Raw genomic sequence first — 17,798 nt, 5'->3', positions numbered from 1 at the left:
TTACCAGCTCAGTTCAGTTCGGGCGATGATCGCATCCTGTGCTTCCGGCATCAGCGTGGAGAACAGGGCACAATAACCGGCGACGCGTACCATCAGGTTCGGATAATCTTCCGGATGTTCTTTTGCCGCCCGCAGGATGTTTGAATCGATGATGTTGAACTGATTGTGGAAAATATTTTTCGCACGACCGGCTTCCATAAAGGCGGTGAATTTTTCCAGATTATCCTCGCCTTCCAGCGCGCTCGGGGTGAACTTCATGTTCAGCAACTGACCACCGGCAATTTTCTGGTTAGGTAGTTTAGCGATGGAGTTAATGACCGCCGTCGGACCCTCTTTGTCCGCGCCGAGGCACGGTGACGCTCCTTCGTTAAGCGGCATGGTCGCCAGGCGGCCATCCGGCGTTGCGCCCACATCAAAACCATTTGGCACGTAGGAGGTGATGTTGGAGGTTGACATGGTGTAGCCGCAGCCTTTTGGTCCTTTGCCATAACGATCCGTTTTATATTTCGGCAACAGTTTGAGATAGGACTCGAACACATCGGCGACGATGTTATCCACATAGTCGATATCGTTACCGAACTTCGGCGCGTTACGGCAAAGCTTACGTACACGAGCGCCTTCAATGCCGTCAAAATTGCTGTCCATGGCGTCGCGCAGTTGTTTCAGCGTCAGCACCTTGTCATCAAAGACCAGTTTCTTCACTGCAGCCAGGCTGTCGCCCACCACGGATGGCCCGATATTGGAGGAACTGACGAAGTCATACTCCGCGCCGCCATTTTTCAGTGTCTTACCGCGTTCCAGACAGCAGTTAATGGTGGCGGAAGCGAAGGCGTCGGCATCGTGATATTTCAGCGCGCGGTCGCAAACCCGGTCGCAATCCACCGCCAGGTCGGAGTAGAACGCCAGCAGCTGGTTCCATGCCGCCCAGACTTCATCATAAGAGGCGTAGTTAATGTCGCGGCCTTCTTTGCCGTTCACATTCACCAGTTGAACGCCGGTTGTCGGATCGCAGCCGTTGTTCATCACCAGTTCAAGGATTTTGCCGAAGTTTACGTAGGTCATACCGGTAGCACGGTGGCCCCAGCGTCCCGGAATAGCGGTTTCCACGCAGCCCATCGAGGCATATTCGCGCGCGACTTCTTCACTCAGACCCAGCGTCATCATCGCCGGAATCACCACTTCGTCACAGAAAATAGACGGCATGCCGAAGCCTTTACGGATCAGTTTTGCCGAGTCTTGCATCAGTGAGTGCGGAGTATCTTTGGAGAAGCGTACGCTCAGGTTAGGTTCCGGCAGGCCGGTCAGTGCCATGGCTTCCAGCGACAGGTAAGAGAGGTCATTGGTGCCGTCAGTGCCGTCTGGCTTCATCCCGCCAACCATCAGGTTGGAATAGAGCGGGTAGCCGCCGCTGTACTGGGTATGGCCCCAGGGGCGCACTTTGTTGAGGCTGTTGGTCATGATGAAGAAGTGGGTCAGGATCTCCAGCGCCTTCTCTTTGCTGATTTTGCCAGAATTGATATCCGCTTCGTAGAACGGCCAGACGTACTGATCGAAGCGACCAAAAGAAAAGGAGTGACCGTTACTCTCGATCATCATCAGCAGGTGTGTGAGGTAAACGGTCTCTACGGCTTCCCAGAAGTTGCGCGCTTTGCCTTCCATCAGATGGGCAAACATCTCGCTCATCGCCTGCAGTTCGTCGCGACGTTTTGCATCGGTCGTTTTCGCTGCCTCTTCTTTAGCAAGCAGGGAGAAGCGCTTACAGTAATTCAGTGCCGCTTCCATGGTGATGATCACGGCCTGGTAGAAATCTTTTTGTTCGTCGGTCAGGTCGGTATCTTCCGCCAGGTGCTGTTTCGCGATATCACGCATACCGCCGTAGCCCACTTCCAGTACGAAGTCATGGTTAGGAATGATGTGACCATCGCCAGACATACTGATGCCGCCGCGGTGCAGTACCCCCTGTTTTTCCGCCAGGCGGTTAATGTGCGGCAGGTTAGCCAGCACTTCATCCTGATGGGTTTTACCCTGCCAGTAATCCTGCAATACACGCAGACGTGCTTTCGTCTCTTCGCTTACCTGGAAGCTGTCGCCTGAGCGTTTATCAAATTGATCCAGCTCTTCAATCACCCAGTTGAATGAATATTCCGGGAAGACCGGCGCGGCGAAGTTCGCACTGGCCTGGTTGCCGGCAATCAGCATGTCCGGTTCGATATAGATGGTCATTTTTTCAAGAATATCGGCCATTGCCAGCGCGCGGCGAATAACGATCGATTTGCCTTCTGAGCGTTTGAAAGACTCAGTAATGATTTCGGCACGCTCCGGGCAGATTGTCGCTACGCGGTGGAACATCTGGTCCTGTTTTTTAGCGATGCGTTCGAAATCACAATCGTTATTGGTGGGTTTGAAGCTGAGTAATCCGTTCATAAATTCCCTCACTGGTGAAATGGTTTCTCTGTGTGCATTTCATGCTTGAGGTGTGTTTTTGTCAACCTTAAAATGATTCATTATGTTTCTTTTGTCACAAAAGAATCTAAATGGAACATTTAAAGGTGAAGGAAACACAGGCGCCCGTGTATGGGCGCGAAGGATTATTCGGCGCTGTCGGCCAGAATGAGTTCAGCTGAATGGCTGTTAAGAAGGGAGAGGATGTCGTCCGACATGCCGCTCTGGCTGACGATCGTATCGAAATCACCCAGATGACCATGACCCGCAAGGAAGGTCTGGCCAAATTTGCTTTTATCCGCCAGCAGGATTTTCTGCCGCCCGGCATCGGCCAGCGCGCGCTTCACATGAGCGTCGGTCATTTTGGGGACAGTAAGTTCACCCTGTTCGTTGATGCCCTGGGTGCTGAGAAAGACTTTATCGGCATGGAGAGTGCTGAAAAACTCGGCGGTACTGAAAGAGACCATGCCCTGGGTGTCGTCTTCATATTCACCTGGTGCCACAATCAACTTAATGTTACTGCGGCCTTTAAGCAGGTTTACGACAGGGACAGAGTTGGTGATCACCATGATTTTCTTGTCGAAAATACATTGGGCAAAGGCCAGCGCCGTGGTGCCGCAGTCGATGATAATGGTATCGCCATCTTCTACTAAATCAGCCGCTTTTTTCCCGATCAGGTGCTTATCATCGACCATTTGTACTGATTTAAGCTGGAAGCTGGGCTCTACGCTGGCACCGCTGGTGAGATATGCGCCACCGTAGCTGGTTTTTACAATGCCCTGCTTTTCGAAGAAGGAAAGGTCGCGGCGAATGGTCATTTTGGTGACGCCAAACTTCTCTGCCAGGTCATTGACCACGACCTTTTTGTCCTGCTGCAGAATGGCATAGATGCGCATTCTTCTGTCTGATGATTGCATGGTGCGGGTTCACTAAGAGGAAAAACGCACTATAAAGCACATAAATTACCGTGGCAATATGGCTTGAAAGGAACATAAAGAAACACTCCCGGATATCACCGGGAGTGTGAGGGGGTTATTCCCACTCTGCAAGGAAGCGTTGACCGTACTGGTCGGCGACCAGGAGCGCGGCGTACACCTCATCTGCCGTCGCGCCGCCAGGCATGTTATGGATGGTTTCGCCTTCGGCACAGGCTGCTTCTGCCACGATACGCATTTTGGCGGGGATGTCGTCCGTAATATCCAGCTGTGCCAGCGTAACAGGCAACCCAACGGTGTGGCAAAGCGCAGCGACGGTTTCAATTTCTTCCGCTGGCGCGTTTTCCAGAACCAGCTGCGTCAGCGTACCAAATGCCACTTTCTCGCCGTGGTAGTAATGGTGCGCATCGGGAATAGCCGTCAGACCGTTGTGGATAGCATGTGCCGCAGCCAGACCGCCGCTCTCAAAACCCACGCCGCTCAGATAGGTATTGGCTTCAATAACACGTTCCAGCGCTGGCGTGACCACGTGCTGCTCGGCGGCCAGCATCGCTTTTTCGCCTTCGGCGATCAGCGTGTTGTAGCAAAGCTCTGCCAGCGCTAATGCTGCCTGAGTGCACTGTCCTCCTGCCATGGTGGTGGCGCCGCTGCGCGAACAGGCTCGGGCTTCAAACCACGTTGCCAGCGCATCACCGATACCGGCAGCCAGTAAACGCGCCGGTGCGCCGGCTACGATTTTGGTGTCGACAATGACGCGATCCGGGTTATTGGGCAGCATCAGGTAACGATCAAACTCGCCTTCGTCGGTATAGATAACCGAGAGCGCGCTACAGGGTGCGTCTGTGGAAGCGATAGTTGGCGCGATAGCGACAGGTATGCCCATAAAGTGGGCCAGCGCTTTTGCCGTATCCAGCGTTTTACCGCCGCCGATACCGAGCACCGCGCCGCATTTTGCTTTTTCCGCGATGGTACGCAGACGGTCGATCTCATTTTGGGAGCATTCGCCGCCGAAAGGCACCACTTCGCAGGCAAGTCCGGCATCTGCCAGACTTTTTTGCAGCGTCTCCTGGGCGAAACCTAAGACAAATTTGTCCCCCACAACCAACCAGCTTGCTGCCAGCGGTTTGAGATACTCACCGAGACGGGTGATAACGTCTGCACCCTGAATATACTTACCTGGGGATTGAATAATGCGGTCCATACATTTCCTCCATTCTGGCGATGCGGGCCACGTACCGTGACCCTGGCGCCGGGTTACAGGTTTAGATTGCCAAATGCGTTACTCCAGTCCTGCTCAAACTTCTCTATGGCCGACTCTACCGCAGGTGTATTGAGCATTTGTTGCGCTACATCCAGGGGAAGCGTGATCGCTTCACAACCTGCCAGCAGGCAATCGAGCGCCTGGCGCGGAGTTTTGAAGCTGGCTGCCAGTACTTTACTTCCCGGGGCATGTTGTTCGAGCAGGCTTTGCAGTTCCTGTACGGTGCGGATACCATCTCCGCCCTGGGCATCGACACGGTTCACGTAAGGCGCCACATATTTCGCGCCAGCCAGCGCGGCAAGCAGACCTTGCGCTGCACTGTAAACAGCAGTGCCAAGTGTCGGGATGCCTTCTTTTTTCAGAAGCTTAATCGCGGCGAGGCCTTCGGAAGTTACCGGGATTTTGACAACGATGCCGGGTACGGCATTGCTCAGGCGTCTGGCTTCTTCCACCATTCCCTGGGCGTCCCGGCTCATGGTCTGGGCGAACAGAATGCCCTCCGGGCCAACAGCCTTTTGCAGGCGCGGTAACACATCCCAGATGGATTCCTTACCCGCAGCAATAATGCTCGGGTTAGTGGTCACGCCCGCGAGGGGGTAGATACGCGCCAGCCGTTCAACTTCTTTCACATTGGCGGTGTCCAGATACAGTTCCATGATACGTCCTCTTAAATTTCCCCGAATGATTTCTGCCTACAGGATACGAGGGGAATGCGGGAGCCGCTACGCGACATTTCTGCCAAAAACTAGACAAATGTAATATCCAGCTGAAAGCATGATCTGCATCATATTTAGAGAGGACGCACAGTTAACCTGTTGAATATAAATAGTTTAAAAAATGGCGAGGTGTTTTCATATTACAAAAATCCAGCAAATAGCATTTTTATACTCACCTGTCTTGAGGCTGAGTTATTGCAGTTTTTTCTCCGTCAGCTGGCTGTGGTACTGTCGACGATACTCAGAGGGCGAACGCTCAGTATTTTTCCGGAACAGACGGCAGAAATAGTTGCTGTCGACAAACCCACAGGTGTGCGCCACCTCTTTCACCTTCAGATCGTAACCCTTTAGCAGCGTTTTGGCGTGTTCCAGCCGCGTATGGTTCAGATATTCGTTGAAACCGATGGCGGCTGTTTTCTGAAACAGGCGCGAGAGGTAATTCGGCGAGATATAAAACGCCTGGGCCACCGATTCACGGCTTAAAGGCAGAGCATAATTTTCGTCGATATAATCGCGAATGGCTTCGAAAAGTGCCTGACTACGCGACGCCGTCTGGATTTGACTGCCGAGCAGATCGGCACAATGACTTAGCAAGCTGGCGACGATAAGGCGTGCTGTTTGCTGTTCTTTCGGCTGCATCTGCATCTCGTGCAATGTTTGCAGAAGGAATGAGCCAATACGAGGGCCCCGGCGAGCGACGTGCTGTTTAGCCAGATTATGCAACGCGCTGCCATCCCACTGAGTCACGCTAAAACCCAACTGCTGTTTGCCAAATAGTACGCTCAGCATAGTGACAGGCATCTGCCATTGGGGAGCGTTCCAGCCGCCTGCGGGGATGTAAAGCACATCTTGTTCGGTCATCAATGATGTTTCTCCATTGATGCTCAGATCCATCAATGTTCCTTCCAGTACGATCTCCAGGCGCGGGAAATCCACCTGTAACGCTGAGGCAGGTGCTGGACCCGCGGCCGTGGCAAAACAGATTTGCCGCAGAGGTGTCTGGCCGCTAATCAGGCGGGTAAGCAGATCGCTGACGTCGTAATTCATGGTTTCCTTTTCCGCGCGCATGAAACCGCTCAACCTTAACTGGCGACATAAAAAAAGGCCACACTGTGTGTGACCTTTTGCACAAGGCTGTGAAGGTTAGCCAGTATTACGCATACCCGCCGCAACGCCTGCGATGGTCACCATCAATGCCTGCTCTACGCGGCGATCCGGTTCTTTACCTTCTTCTTCCGCTTTACGGGAACGGTGCAGCAACTCAGCCTGCAGCACGTTCAGCGGGTCAGTATAAATATTACGCAGCTGGATAGACTCGGCAATCCACGGCAGATCCGCCATCAGATGGGAGTCGTTGGCGATGGCCAGAACCACGTTGATGTCGGCTTCGAGCAGCTTACGCAACTCACTGCCCAGCGCCCACAGCTCAGGTTTCACCAGACGCTGATCGTAATATTCCGCGAGCCACAGGTCCGCTTTGGAGAACACCATTTCCAGCATGCCAAGGCGGGTTGAGAAGAACGGCCAGTCGCGGCACATCGCTTCCAGCTCGCTCTGTTTGCCGTCTTCCACCACTTTTTGCAGCGCCGCACCCGCACCCAGCCAGGCGGGCAGCATCAGGCGGTTTTGCGTCCAGGCGAAAATCCACGGAATGGCGCGCAATGACTCTACACCGCCGGTCGGACGACGCTTGGCCGGACGTGAGCCGAGCGGTAATTTGCCCAGTTCCTGCTCCGGCGTTGCGGAACGGAAGTACGGCACAAAGTCTTTGTTTTCGCGCACATAGCCACGATACATGTCACAGGAAATGGTAGACAGCTCATCCATGACGTGACGCCACGCATCTTTCGGCTCTGGTGGAGGCAGCAGGTTGGCTTCCAGAATGGCGCTGGTGTACAGCGACAGGCTGCTGATGGTCACTTCCGGCAGACCGTATTTGAAGCGGATCATCTCGCCCTGTTCGGTCACGCGCAGGCCGCCTTTCAGACTTCCCGGCGGTTGTGAAAGCAGTGCCGCATGGGCCGGGGCGCCGCCACGACCAATCGAGCCGCCACGACCGTGGAACAGCGTCAGCTCAATGCCGGCTTTCTCGCAGGTTTTGATCAGCGCGTCCTGTGCCTGATATTGCGCCCAGGATGCGGCCATCACGCCCGCGTCTTTTGCGGAGTCGGAATAGCCAATCATCACCATCTGTTTGCCCTGAATAAAGCCGCGGTACCAGTCGATGTTCAGCAACTGGGTCATCACGTCGTTGGCATTGTTCAGATCGTCCAGGGTTTCAAACAGCGGCGCAACCGGCAAGGCATAGTCGATACCGGCTTCTTTTAGCAACAGATGAACACCCAGCACGTCGGATGGGGTCTTCGCCATGGAGATCACGTAGGCGGCTACCGATCCTTTCGGCGCGTCAACGATCGCTTTGCAGGTATTGAGCACCTCGCGGGTTTCATTGCTCGGCTCCCAGTTACGTGGTAGCAGAGGACGTTTGGAGTTCAGTTCGCGAATCAGGAATGCCTGTTTGTCGGCTTCGGACCAGCTTTCATAATCGCCGATACCCAGGTAACGGGTCAGTTCGCCGAGCGCTTCGGTGTGACGGGTGCTCTCCTGACGCACATCAATACGCACCAGCGGTACGCCAAAGCATTTCACGCGCCTAAGGGTATCAAGCAGTTCACCATTCGCGATGATGCCCATACCGCAGGCTTGCAGAGATTTGTAACAGGCGTAAAGCGGTTCCCAAAGCTGTTCGTTCTGGCTCAGCAGACCTTCTGGTTTCGGCAGTCTTTGGCCTTTCAGGCGCGCTTCCAGCCAGGCCTGCGTCGCCATCAGCTGGCCGCGCAGTTTTTTCATCAGATAACGGTACGGTTCCTGAGCGCCTTCGGCACCGGCCAGCTCGCGAAGCTCGTCGGTACATTCAACCATCGAGAGCTCAGAAATCAGTAACTGAATATCTTTCAGAAACAGGTCGGTCGCCTTCCAGCGGCTCAGCAGCAGGACGTGACGGGTAATCTCTGCGGTGACGTTCGGGTTGCCGTCGCGGTCGCCGCCCATCCAGGAGGTAAAGCGTACCGGTACGAAATCGACTGGCAGTTTGTAATTCAGGTTCGCTTCAAGCTGTTCGTTAAGCTCGCGAAGATAGTTAGGCACACCTTCCCACAGGCTGTTTTCCACCACCGCAAAGCCCCACTTGGCTTCGTCGACCGGGCTGGGACGGTGTTTACGGATTTCATCAGTATGCCAGGACTGTGCGATAAGCTGGCGCAGTCGGCGCATCAGTTGATGGCGCTCATAATCGGCGATATCGGTATTATCCAACTGCTTTAAGCAGTTATTCACTTCCACCATTTTATGGATCAGCGTACGGCGGGTAATCTCTGTCGGGTGGGCTGTCAGTACCAGCTCCAGCGACAGTGATTCGACGGCTTGCTTGATGGTCGCTTCGTTGAGATCGGGTTGGTCTTTCAGTTTACGCAGAGTACGAGCAATCACTTCCGGGTTGCTTGCGGCTTCGCCTTTTGGCGAAATGCTGTGGTATTGCTCAGCGGTGTTGGCAAGGTTCAGAAACTGGCTGAATGCACGGGCTACCGGCAGCAGTTCATCATTGGACAGGTTTTGCAGCGTATTGAGCAGTTCCTGACGACTCGCTTCATTACCAGCACGTGAAGATTTGGACAGCTTACGGATTGTTTCGACCCTATCAAGGATATTCTCTCCCAACGCATCCTTGATGGTATCCCCCAGCAGCTTGCCGAGCATACTGACATTACTACGCAAAGCGGAATATTGTTCGTTCATGTTAACCCAGACACCCCATCTCATTTTATTTTGTTATATCCACCGCCATGCAACGTGAAACGGATAGATATCAGACACCGCCTTTTATAAAGCCACGTAAAACCCACGGCGTCAATTGCGGCGAAATCGGTTCAGCAAACGAATAAATGGCGTGAATTTACGAAATTTAATTCGCTTCCCGGCTAATAAGCGTTGCTTATGGAATTGTGAACAATGTCACTCAATTTTATCCTTACTCCGAATGTGGTTACTCGGAGCGAGGGGGTAAATCAATGCCAGCAGAAGTGATGGACCACCTGCGTAATCAATTCACGCGTGGGTTTAATAAAGCGGGTCTCAAGATATTCATCAGGCTGATGAGCCTGATTGATTGATCCCGGTCCCAACACCAGGGTCGGGCACAGCGTTTGAATGAACGGCGCTTCGGTACAGTAGTTCACCACGTCGGTTTTCTCGCCGAGCAGTTTTTCCACCACTTCAACCAACTGATGATCCGGCGGGCACTCGTAGCCTGGGATCGGCGGATGCAGTTCAGAAACCGTCAGGCGGCCCGGCCAGCGCTCGCTCACGGGTGCCAGTGCTTCATTCAGTAAGCCGTCGAGATCGCTCAGCGTCATACCTGGCAGTGGGCGGATGTCCATATGCAGTTCGCAGCAGGCACAGATACGGTTGGAAGCATCACCGCCGTGCAGGCTGCCGAGGTTCAGCGTTGGATAAGGTACGGTGAACGCATCGTAGTGATAGCGCTCTTTCAGGTTGTCACGCAGAGTCATGATGCGCCCGATGGCATCGTGCATCAGTTCAATGGCATTCACGCCACGTGCCGGGTCGCTGGAGTGGCCGGACTGGCCCATCACACGCACCGCTGTGGAGATATGACCTTTATGGGCGCGGATCGGTTGCAGAGACGTTGGCTCACCGATGATGGCGCAATCCGGGCGAATCGCTGTGTTTTCGGAGAAATAGCGTGCACCCGCCATGCTGGTCTCTTCATCGGCCGTCGCCAGAATGTAGAGCGGCTTTTTCAGTTTCGTCACATCAACATCACGCAACGCGTCAAGAATGAAGGCGAAGAAGCCTTTCATATCGGCGGTGCCCAGGCCGTAGAGCTTGTTATCGTGCTCTGTCAGGGTGAAAGGATCGCGTGTCCAGCGCCCGTCATCGAACGGAACGGTATCGGTGTGGCCAGTCAACAGAAGGCCACCGGCGCCCTCGCCAATACTGGCTAACAGGTTAAACTTATTGCGTGTGCCGGGGACGGGTTGTACTTCAACCTTGAACCCGAGGTCGCCAAACCATCCAGCAAGCAGATTGATTAAAGAAGCATTGCTTTGATCAAGGGCTTCTTCCGTTGCACTGATAGACGGAGTGCCAATCAGGGCGCGGTAAATCTCGATAAATGGTGGCAAATTCATTTTCATTGTTGACATACCTGAGTTCGTGATAGTATCAATATTCATGCATTAATAGTGAATAAAAATACATTAATGCTGAGCGTAAAGGAACCCATCCGGCGCCTTTACTGCGCGACGTGGGATTGATGTCGAATCACTCCCTGGCAAACATGACGTACTAAGAAGGTAGACTGCCCCGATGTTGAACACATTAATTGTGGGTGCCAGCGGTTACGCCGGCGCAGAGCTAGTGACCTATGTAAATCGCCATCCTCATATGAACATAACCGCTTTGACGGTTTCAGCGCAAAGTAATGATGCAGGAAAATTGGTCTCTGATTTACATCCGCAGTTGAAAGGCATTGTCGACCTGCCATTGCAGCCGATGTCGGATATCAGTGAGTTCGCGCAAGGTGTGGATGTCGTGTTTCTGGCAACCGCGCATGAAGTGAGCCACGACCTGGCACCGCAATTTCTCGCAGCGGGCTGCGTAGTCTTCGATCTCTCTGGTGCGTTTCGTGTTAACGATCCCGCGTTCTATGAAAAATTCTATGGCTTTACCCATCAGCATCCGGACCTGCTCGCGCAAGCAGTGTATGGCCTGGCGGAGTGGAGTACGGATGCGCTGAAAGAGGCGAATCTGATAGCCGTGCCGGGCTGCTATCCGACAGCGGCTCAGCTCTCCCTTAAGCCGCTGATTGATGCGGGCGTGCTGGAACTGAATCAGTGGCCAGTGATTAACGCCACCAGTGGTGTGAGCGGTGCAGGGCGTAAAGCCGCGATCTCGAACAGTTTCTGTGAAGTCAGCCTGCAGCCGTATGGCGTGTTCAACCATCGCCATCATCCGGAAATCACCACCCACCTGGGGGCTGAGGTTATTTTTACCCCGCATCTGGGCAATTTCCCGCGCGGCATTCTGGAAACCATTACCTGCCGTTTGAAGCCGGGTGTGACCCATGCGCAAGTTGCGGAGATTTTCCACCAGGCTTATGGCAATAAACCGCTGGTACGCCTGTACGATAAAGGCGTTCCGGCGCTGAAAAATGTGGTTGGCCTGCCATTCTGCGATATTGGTTTCGCCGTGAAGGACGAGCATCTGATTGTCGTGGCCACCGAAGATAACTTATTAAAAGGTGCGGCTGCACAGGCAGTGCAGTGTGCCAATATTCGTTTCGGCTACGCTGAAACCCAGTCTCTTATCTAATTGAGTGCAGGCCTGATGATGAATCCATTAATTATTAAACTCGGCGGCGTGCTGCTGGATAGTGAAGAAGCGCTGGAGCGTCTGTTTACCGCGCTGGTGAATTACCGTGAATCGCACCAGCGTCCGCTGGTCATTGTCCACGGCGGCGGCTGCGTAGTGGATGAGTTGATGAAACAGCTCAACCTGCCCGTGAAAAAGAAAAATGGCCTGCGCGTGACCCCTGCCGATCAAATCGACATTATTACCGGTGCGTTGGCGGGTACGGCGAACAAAACTCTGCTGGCCTGGGCGAAGAAACACCAGATTGCATCTGTCGGTCTCTTCCTTGGCGATGGCGACAGCGTAAAAGTGACGAAGCTGGATGAAGAGCTTGGTCATGTGGGTCTGGCCCAGCCAGGCTCGCCTAAACTGATTAACGCGCTGCTGGACGGTGGTTTCCTGCCGGTGATTAGCTCTATCGGTGTGACCGACGAAGGCGAACTGATGAACGTCAACGCAGACCAGGCGGCGACGGCGCTGGCGGCAACACTGGGCGCAGACCTGATTTTGCTCTCCGATGTGAGCGGTATTCTGGATGGTAAAGGCCAGCGTATTGCCGAGATGACGGCGGCGAAAGCCGAGCAGTTAATCGCGCAGGGCATCATCACCGATGGCATGATTGTGAAGGTGAATGCGGCGCTTGATGCGGCGCGTACGCTGAATCGGCCGGTGGATATCGCCTCCTGGCGGCATGCGGATCAGTTACCGGCGCTGTTTAACGGCACACCGATCGGCACACGTATTCTGGCTTAAAATTTTCTCTGGCCCTCTCCTGAGCGGAGGGGGTGAAAGACAGGCAACATTAAACGAATTTAAGGAAGCATGTTATGGCACTTTGGGGCGGGCGTTTTACTCAGGCAGCAGATCAACGGTTCAAACAGTTCAATGACTCTTTGCGCTTTGACTATCGCCTGGCGGAGCAGGATATCGTTGGCTCTGTGGCCTGGTCCAAAGCGTTGGTCACCGTGGGTGTATTAACCAACGATGAGCAACGACAACTGGAAGAGGCGCTGAAGATCCTGCTTGAAGAAGTGCGTGCGAATCCGCAGCAGATCCTCGAAAGCGATGCCGAAGACATTCATAGCTGGGTGGAAGGTAAACTGATCGATAAAGTCGGTCAGTTGGGTAAAAAACTGCACACCGGGCGTAGCCGTAACGATCAGGTCGCGACTGACCTCAAACTATGGTGCAAAGACACGGTGGCTGAGCTGCTGACGGCAAACCGTCAGTTGCAGAGTGCGCTGGTTGAAACCGCGGAAAATAACCAGGATGCAGTGATGCCGGGTTACACCCACCTGCAACGTGCGCAGCCGGTAACTTTTGCCCACTGGTGCCTGGCCTATGTAGAAATGCTGGCGCGTGATGAAAGCCGCCTGCAGGATACGCTCAAGCGCCTGGACGTGAGCCCGCTGGGCTGCGGCGCACTGGCGGGCACTGCTTATGAAATTGATCGCGAACAGCTGGCCGGCTGGCTGGGTTTTGCATCCGCAACCCGTAACAGCCTGGACACCGTATCTGATCGTGACCATGTGCTGGAGCTGCTCTCTGACGCCTCTATCGGTATGGTTCATCTCTCCCGTTTCGCCGAAGACCTGATTTTCTTCAATACCGGTGAAGCCGGGTTCGTTGAACTGTCCGATCGCGTTACCTCCGGCTCTTCTCTGATGCCGCAAAAGAAAAACCCGGATGCGCTGGAGCTAATCCGCGGCAAGTGTGGCCGCGTGCAGGGCGCGCTGACCGGCATGATGATGACCCTGAAAGGTCTGCCGTTGGCGTACAACAAAGATATGCAGGAAGACAAAGAAGGGCTGTTCGATGCGCTCGACACCTGGCTTGACTGCCTGCATATGGCGGCGCTGGTGCTGGACGGCATTCAGGTAAAACGTCCGCGTTGCCAGGAAGCGGCGCAGCAGGGGTATGCGAATGCGACCGAGCTGGCGGATTACCTGGTGGCCAAAGGCGTGCCATTCCGTGAAGCGCACCATATTGTTGGTGAGGCCGTGGTGGAAGCTATCCGCCAGGGCAAACCACTCGAAGATCTGGCGCTGGCGGATTTGCAGAAGTTCAGTGCGGTGATTGCCGATGATGTGTATCCGATTTTGTCGCTGCAATCTTGCCTGGATAAACGCGCAGCAAAAGGCGGCGTGTCGCCGAAACAGGTCGCTCAGGCCATTGCGGATGCGAAAAATCGCCTGGTATAAGCTTCTCTGAGTTCCCTCTCTCAGGGCGAGAGAGCCGATCCTGACAAAGGCAGCGCTGGCTGCCTTTTGTTTTTATCCTGTGCAAAAAAAAGCGGACCACGGGGGTCCGCAAATGTTCACGTTGGCTTTAGTTGTTCAGAGAAAACTGGCAGTGGCATCAAGGGTAATATGTCCCGCTTCGTTTCTTGAGTTAATTATTGAACAGAATGCTTGATAGGGATAATCGTTCGTTGCTATTCTATCTATCGCCATGAACTATCGTGGCGACGGAGGATGAATAATGAATATTCGTGATCTTGAATATCTGGTGGCGTTAGCTGAACACCGCCATTTTCGCCGTGCAGCGGATTCCTGCCACGTCAGCCAGCCAACATTGAGCGGGCAAATTCGTAAACTGGAAGACGAGCTTGGCGTTATGCTGCTGGAGCGTACCAGCCGCAAAGTCTTGTTCACTCAGGCCGGTTTGCTGCTGGTTGATCAGGCACGCACCGTGCTGCGTGAGGTCAAAGTGCTCAAGGAGATGGCAAGCCAGCAGGGGGAGACGATGTCCGGCCCACTGCATATTGGCTTAATCCCTACCGTTGGACCCTATCTGCTTCCGCATATTATCCCTATGCTGCACCAGACATTCCCGAAACTGGAAATGTATCTGCATGAGGCGCAGACCCATCAGCTTCTGGCGCAACTGGACAGCGGCAAGCTCGATTGTGCAATCCTGGCGTTGGTAAAAGAGAGTGAAGCCTTTATTGAGGTGCCGCTGTTCGACGAACCCATGATGCTGGCGATTTATCAGGACCACCCCTGGGCGAATCGCGACCGCGTCCCGATGTCCGATCTGGCGGGTGAAAAGCTGCTGATGCTGGAAGATGGACACTGCCTGCGCGATCAGGCGATGGGCTTCTGCTTTGAAGCGGGTGCCGATGAAGACACTCACTTCCGGGCGACCAGTCTGGAGACACTGCGTAATATGGTCGCTGCGGGCAGCGGTATCACGTTGCTGCCTGCACTGGCAGTACCGCGTGAACGTGTGCGTGATGGCGTGGTATATCTGCCATGCATTAAACCGGAACCGCGTCGTACGATTGGGCTGGTTTATCGTCCTGGCTCACCGCTGCGTAGCCGCTATGAGCAGCTGGCAGAGGCCATCCGTGGTGCGATGGATGGCCATTTCGACAGTGCGTTAAAACAGGCGGTTTAGGCCATTTAGCGCGGCTACCCGATAGGCTTCCGCCATGGTCGGGTAGTTAAAGGTGGTGTTAACAAAGTATTCTATCGTGTTACCGCCACCTTTCTGCTCCATAATCGCCTGGCCGATGTGAATGATTTCGGCCGCGCGTTCCCCAAAGCAGTGAATCCCTAAAATCTCTTTGGTTTCGCGATGGAACAGGATTTTCAGCGTGCCAACGTTCATACCCACAATCTGCGCGCGCGCCAGATGCTTAAACTGAGCCCGACCCACCTCGTAAGGTACTTTCATTGCCGTTAATTGCTGCTCGGTTTTGCCCACAGAGCTAATTTCCGGAATGGTGTAAATGCCGGTTGGAATGTCTTCCACCAGGTGGGCTGTCGCTTCACCTTTCACCATCGCCTGTGCGGCAATACGCCCCTGATCATACGCCGCCGAAGCAAGGCTTGGGTAACCAATGACATCGCCCACGGCATAAATATGCGGCAACGCTGTCTGGTACATACTGTTGACTTTCAACTGACCACGGCCATCAGCATCCAGACCAATATTTTCCAGCTGCAGGCTGTCAGTGTTACCGGTACGTCCGTTGGCGTAGAGCAGGCAGTCTGCTTTCACTTTCTTGCCAGATTTCAGGTGCATAATCACACCATCATCCATCCCCTCAATCTGTTCATATTCTTCGTTATGGCGAATAACGACGCCACTGTTCCAGAAGTGATAGGAAAGGGAGTCCGACATTTCCTGATCCAGAAAAGCCAGCAGGCGATCGCGGGTGTTGATCAGATCGACTTTGACATTCATTCCCCGGAAGATCGACGCGTATTCGCAGCCGATCACCCCCGCACCGTAGATGATCACATGGCGAGGTTCGTGGTGCATATTCAGAATTGAGTCGCTGTCATAAATGCGTGGATGAGAGAAGTCCACATCGGCCGGGCGATAGGGGCGCGAACCACAGGCTATCACGAACTTCTCGGCGGTGAGGGTTTCTACTGAGCCATCCGGGCACTCCAGCGAAACTGTGTGTGGGTCAACAAAATGGGCGTTACCCTGCAAGATCTCGCAGCGATTACGCTCATAAAAGCCTTGCCGCATCTGCGTTTGTTGGTTAATCACGCTATCTGCATGATTGAGAATATCGGCGAAAGAAGAACGAAGAAGGCGGGTGTGGTCGCTATATAAAGGGTTTTGGTTAAATTCGATAATACGGCTGACCGCATGGCGAAGGGCTTTCGAGGGGATGGTTCCCCAGTGGGTACATCCTCCGCCCACGTTGTGATAGCGCTCAATGACAGCTATCCGGGCACCTTGTTTAACCAGCCCCATAGCAGCGCCTTCGCCGCCGGGACCGGAGCCTATAACTATTGCGTCGTAATCGTAGGAATGTGGCATGGGAGGGCTTACCTGTTCTTATACATAAAAACAACATAATAGTAACATCGTTAGCGGGATAACCCAATTATCGTTGTGCTTTTTTCATGCAGTAAAGCAGAAAGAGCTCGTAAACAATCATTCACAATCCAGTACAATCCGATTAGTTTTATTCTCTGGTATAGTGCCAGCAGGTCTGCGGAGGGATTCAAGCATCGTGATGGGCGTTAGAGCGCAACAAAAAGAAAAAACCCGGCGTTCGCTGGTGGAGGCGGCATTTAGCCAGCTTAGCGCTGAGCGCAGTTTTGCCAGCCTGAGTTTGCGCGAAGTTGCGCGTGAAGCGGGCATTGCCCCGACGTCCTTTTATCGCCATTTCCGCGATGTGGATGAGCTCGGCCTGACCATGGTTGATGAGAGCGGATTGATGCTGCGTCAATTGATGCGTCAGGCACGCCAGCGTATTGCAAAAGGCGGCAGCGTTATTCGAACGTCCGTTTCGACCTTTATGGAATTCATCGGCAACAATCCGAACGCATTTCGTCTGCTACTACGTGAACGTTCCGGCACCTCAGCGGCATTCCGCGCTGCGGTAGCACGTGAAATCCAGCACTTTATTGCGGAACTTGCCGATTATCTCGAACTCGAAAACCATATGCCGCGTGCGTTCACCGAAGCGCAGGCCGAGGCAATGGTAACTATTGTTTTCAGCGCGGGTGCCGAGGCACTGGATATCGGCGTTGAGCAACGCAGGCAATTAGAAGAGCGGCTGGTATTGCAACTGAGGATGATCTCCAAAGGTGCGTATTACTGGTATCGCCGTGAACAAGAAAAAATGGCGCATCAAACCGACGAGTGAAGGATAAGTAATGAAACAATCTGTCCAGGATAGAGGTACATTGTTGCTGGCGCTGATCGCTGGCTTATCGATTAACGGCGCATTTGCAGCGATTTTTAGCTCGATCGTGCCTTTTTCCGTCTTCCCGATCATTTCACTGGTGCTAACGGTGTACTGCCTGCATCAGCGTTATCAAAACCGGACTATGCCGGTCGGGTTGCCGGGCCTGGCAGCGGCCTGTTTTATTCTGGGCGTGTTACTTTACAGCACCGTGGTACGGGCGGAATACCCGGCTATTGGTTCTAATTTCCTGCCGGCGGTATTGTCAGTGATCCTGGTTTTCTGGATTGGTTATCGCATACGTAACCGTAAGTCGGAACTGTAAACCAAATAAATGAAGCGCATCGGCCCATGAG

Annotated in this window: 14 protein-coding genes; 6 read left to right on the top strand and 8 right to left on the bottom strand. The window is 53.7% G+C overall.

Annotated features, from left to right (window positions below):
- From AB182_RS24465 to argE, 7 genes are all read right to left on the bottom strand, one after another.
- Positions 1 to 2,424 (bottom strand): glycyl radical protein, encoded by a 2,424-nt coding sequence (locus AB182_RS24465; RefSeq protein ID WP_047372344.1) that lies wholly within the window; start codon positions 2,422 to 2,424, stop codon positions 1 to 3.
- A 164-nt stretch (positions 2,425 to 2,588) separates the two neighbouring features.
- Positions 2,589 to 3,338: a DeoR/GlpR family DNA-binding transcription regulator gene (locus AB182_RS24460; protein ID WP_047372343.1), complete on the bottom strand. Its 750-nt coding sequence runs from the start codon at positions 3,336 to 3,338 to the stop codon at positions 2,589 to 2,591.
- 136 nt (positions 3,339 to 3,474) lie between these two features.
- Positions 3,475 to 4,578 carry a bifunctional L-1,2-propanediol dehydrogenase/glycerol dehydrogenase gene (gene gldA / locus AB182_RS24455; RefSeq protein ID WP_047372342.1) on the bottom strand — a complete coding sequence of 368 codons (1,104 nt, stop codon included), beginning with the start codon at positions 4,576 to 4,578 and terminating at the stop codon, positions 3,475 to 3,477.
- Between the two features lie 53 nt (positions 4,579 to 4,631).
- Complete coding sequence (gene fsa / locus AB182_RS24450) at positions 4,632 to 5,294, bottom strand: fructose-6-phosphate aldolase (RefSeq protein ID WP_047372341.1); 663 nt, start codon at positions 5,292 to 5,294, stop codon at positions 4,632 to 4,634.
- A gap of 252 nt (positions 5,295 to 5,546) precedes the next feature.
- Positions 5,547 to 6,401 carry an AraC family transcriptional regulator gene (locus AB182_RS24445; RefSeq protein WP_047373429.1) on the bottom strand — a complete coding sequence of 285 codons (855 nt, stop codon included), beginning with the start codon at positions 6,399 to 6,401 and terminating at the stop codon, positions 5,547 to 5,549.
- Between the two features lie 96 nt (positions 6,402 to 6,497).
- Positions 6,498 to 9,149 carry a phosphoenolpyruvate carboxylase gene (gene ppc, locus AB182_RS24440; RefSeq protein ID WP_047372340.1) on the bottom strand — a complete coding sequence of 884 codons (2,652 nt, stop codon included), beginning with the start codon at positions 9,147 to 9,149 and terminating at the stop codon, positions 6,498 to 6,500.
- A 269-nt stretch (positions 9,150 to 9,418) separates the two neighbouring features.
- Complete coding sequence (argE, locus tag AB182_RS24435; RefSeq protein ID WP_047372339.1) at positions 9,419 to 10,570, bottom strand: acetylornithine deacetylase; 1,152 nt, start codon at positions 10,568 to 10,570, stop codon at positions 9,419 to 9,421.
- A 172-nt stretch (positions 10,571 to 10,742) separates the two neighbouring features.
- Between argE and argC the strand changes: the two genes are divergently transcribed.
- From argC to oxyR, 4 genes are all read left to right on the top strand, one after another.
- Positions 10,743 to 11,747 carry an N-acetyl-gamma-glutamyl-phosphate reductase gene (gene argC / locus AB182_RS32175; protein ID WP_047372338.1) on the top strand — a complete coding sequence of 335 codons (1,005 nt, stop codon included), beginning with the start codon at positions 10,743 to 10,745 and terminating at the stop codon, positions 11,745 to 11,747.
- A gap of 15 nt (positions 11,748 to 11,762) precedes the next feature.
- Positions 11,763 to 12,539, top strand: coding sequence for an acetylglutamate kinase (argB, locus tag AB182_RS32170; RefSeq protein ID WP_103280952.1), 777 nt, complete (start codon positions 11,763 to 11,765; stop codon positions 12,537 to 12,539).
- A 74-nt stretch (positions 12,540 to 12,613) separates the two neighbouring features.
- A complete protein-coding gene (gene argH, locus AB182_RS24420; RefSeq protein WP_047372337.1) occupies positions 12,614 to 13,987 on the top strand; it encodes an argininosuccinate lyase in 1,374 nt (457 codons plus the stop codon).
- A gap of 280 nt (positions 13,988 to 14,267) precedes the next feature.
- Positions 14,268 to 15,185, top strand: coding sequence for a DNA-binding transcriptional regulator OxyR (gene oxyR / locus AB182_RS24415; RefSeq protein WP_039077271.1), 918 nt, complete (start codon positions 14,268 to 14,270; stop codon positions 15,183 to 15,185).
- On the opposite strand, the gene sthA is transcribed toward oxyR, so the two are convergent.
- Positions 15,168 to 16,568, bottom strand: coding sequence for a Si-specific NAD(P)(+) transhydrogenase (gene sthA / locus AB182_RS24410; RefSeq protein ID WP_047372336.1), 1,401 nt, complete (start codon positions 16,566 to 16,568; stop codon positions 15,168 to 15,170). The two genes, oxyR and sthA, sit on opposite strands and share 18 nt — an antisense overlap.
- A 196-nt stretch (positions 16,569 to 16,764) precedes the next feature.
- Between sthA and fabR the strand changes: the two genes are divergently transcribed.
- Positions 16,765 to 17,403 (top strand): HTH-type transcriptional repressor FabR, encoded by a 639-nt coding sequence (gene fabR, locus AB182_RS24405; RefSeq protein WP_039077269.1) that lies wholly within the window; start codon positions 16,765 to 16,767, stop codon positions 17,401 to 17,403.
- A 10-nt stretch (positions 17,404 to 17,413) separates the two neighbouring features.
- Entirely contained in the window at positions 17,414 to 17,767 is a 354-nt protein-coding gene (locus tag AB182_RS24400) for a YijD family membrane protein (RefSeq protein WP_047372335.1), read from the top strand.
- The last annotated feature ends 31 nt before the right edge of the window (positions 17,768 to 17,798 follow it).

Source organism: Phytobacter ursingii (genome assembly GCF_001022135.1).
Taxonomy (GTDB): domain Bacteria; phylum Pseudomonadota; class Gammaproteobacteria; order Enterobacterales; family Enterobacteriaceae; genus Phytobacter; species Phytobacter ursingii.
The sequence above is the reverse complement of the archived record's forward strand: the minus strand, read 5'-3'. Positions and strand labels throughout refer to the sequence as shown.

Excerpts from the sequence above, each read along its gene's own strand:
- AB182_RS24465 (WP_047372344.1), bottom strand. The coding sequence starts at position 2,424 with ATGAACGGATTACTCAGCTTCAAACCCACCAATAACGATTGTGATTTC.
- AB182_RS24460 (WP_047372343.1), bottom strand. The coding sequence starts at position 3,338 with ATGCGCATCTATGCCATTCTGCAGCAGGACAAAAAGGTCGTGGTCAAT.
- gldA (WP_047372342.1), bottom strand. The coding sequence starts at position 4,578 with ATGGACCGCATTATTCAATCCCCAGGTAAGTATATTCAGGGTGCAGAC.
- fsa (WP_047372341.1), bottom strand. The coding sequence starts at position 5,294 with ATGGAACTGTATCTGGACACCGCCAATGTGAAAGAAGTTGAACGGCTG.
- AB182_RS24445 (WP_047373429.1), bottom strand. The coding sequence starts at position 6,401 with ATGAATTACGACGTCAGCGATCTGCTTACCCGCCTGATTAGCGGCCAG.
- ppc (WP_047372340.1), bottom strand. The coding sequence starts at position 9,149 with ATGAACGAACAATATTCCGCTTTGCGTAGTAATGTCAGTATGCTCGGC.
- argE (WP_047372339.1), bottom strand. The coding sequence starts at position 10,570 with ATGAAAATGAATTTGCCACCATTTATCGAGATTTACCGCGCCCTGATT.
- argC (WP_047372338.1), top strand. The coding sequence starts at position 10,743 with ATGTTGAACACATTAATTGTGGGTGCCAGCGGTTACGCCGGCGCAGAG.
- argB (WP_103280952.1), top strand. The coding sequence starts at position 11,763 with ATGATGAATCCATTAATTATTAAACTCGGCGGCGTGCTGCTGGATAGT.
- argH (WP_047372337.1), top strand. The coding sequence starts at position 12,614 with ATGGCACTTTGGGGCGGGCGTTTTACTCAGGCAGCAGATCAACGGTTC.
- oxyR (WP_039077271.1), top strand. The coding sequence starts at position 14,268 with ATGAATATTCGTGATCTTGAATATCTGGTGGCGTTAGCTGAACACCGC.
- sthA (WP_047372336.1), bottom strand. The coding sequence starts at position 16,568 with ATGCCACATTCCTACGATTACGACGCAATAGTTATAGGCTCCGGTCCC.
- AB182_RS24400 (WP_047372335.1), top strand. The coding sequence starts at position 17,414 with ATGAAACAATCTGTCCAGGATAGAGGTACATTGTTGCTGGCGCTGATC.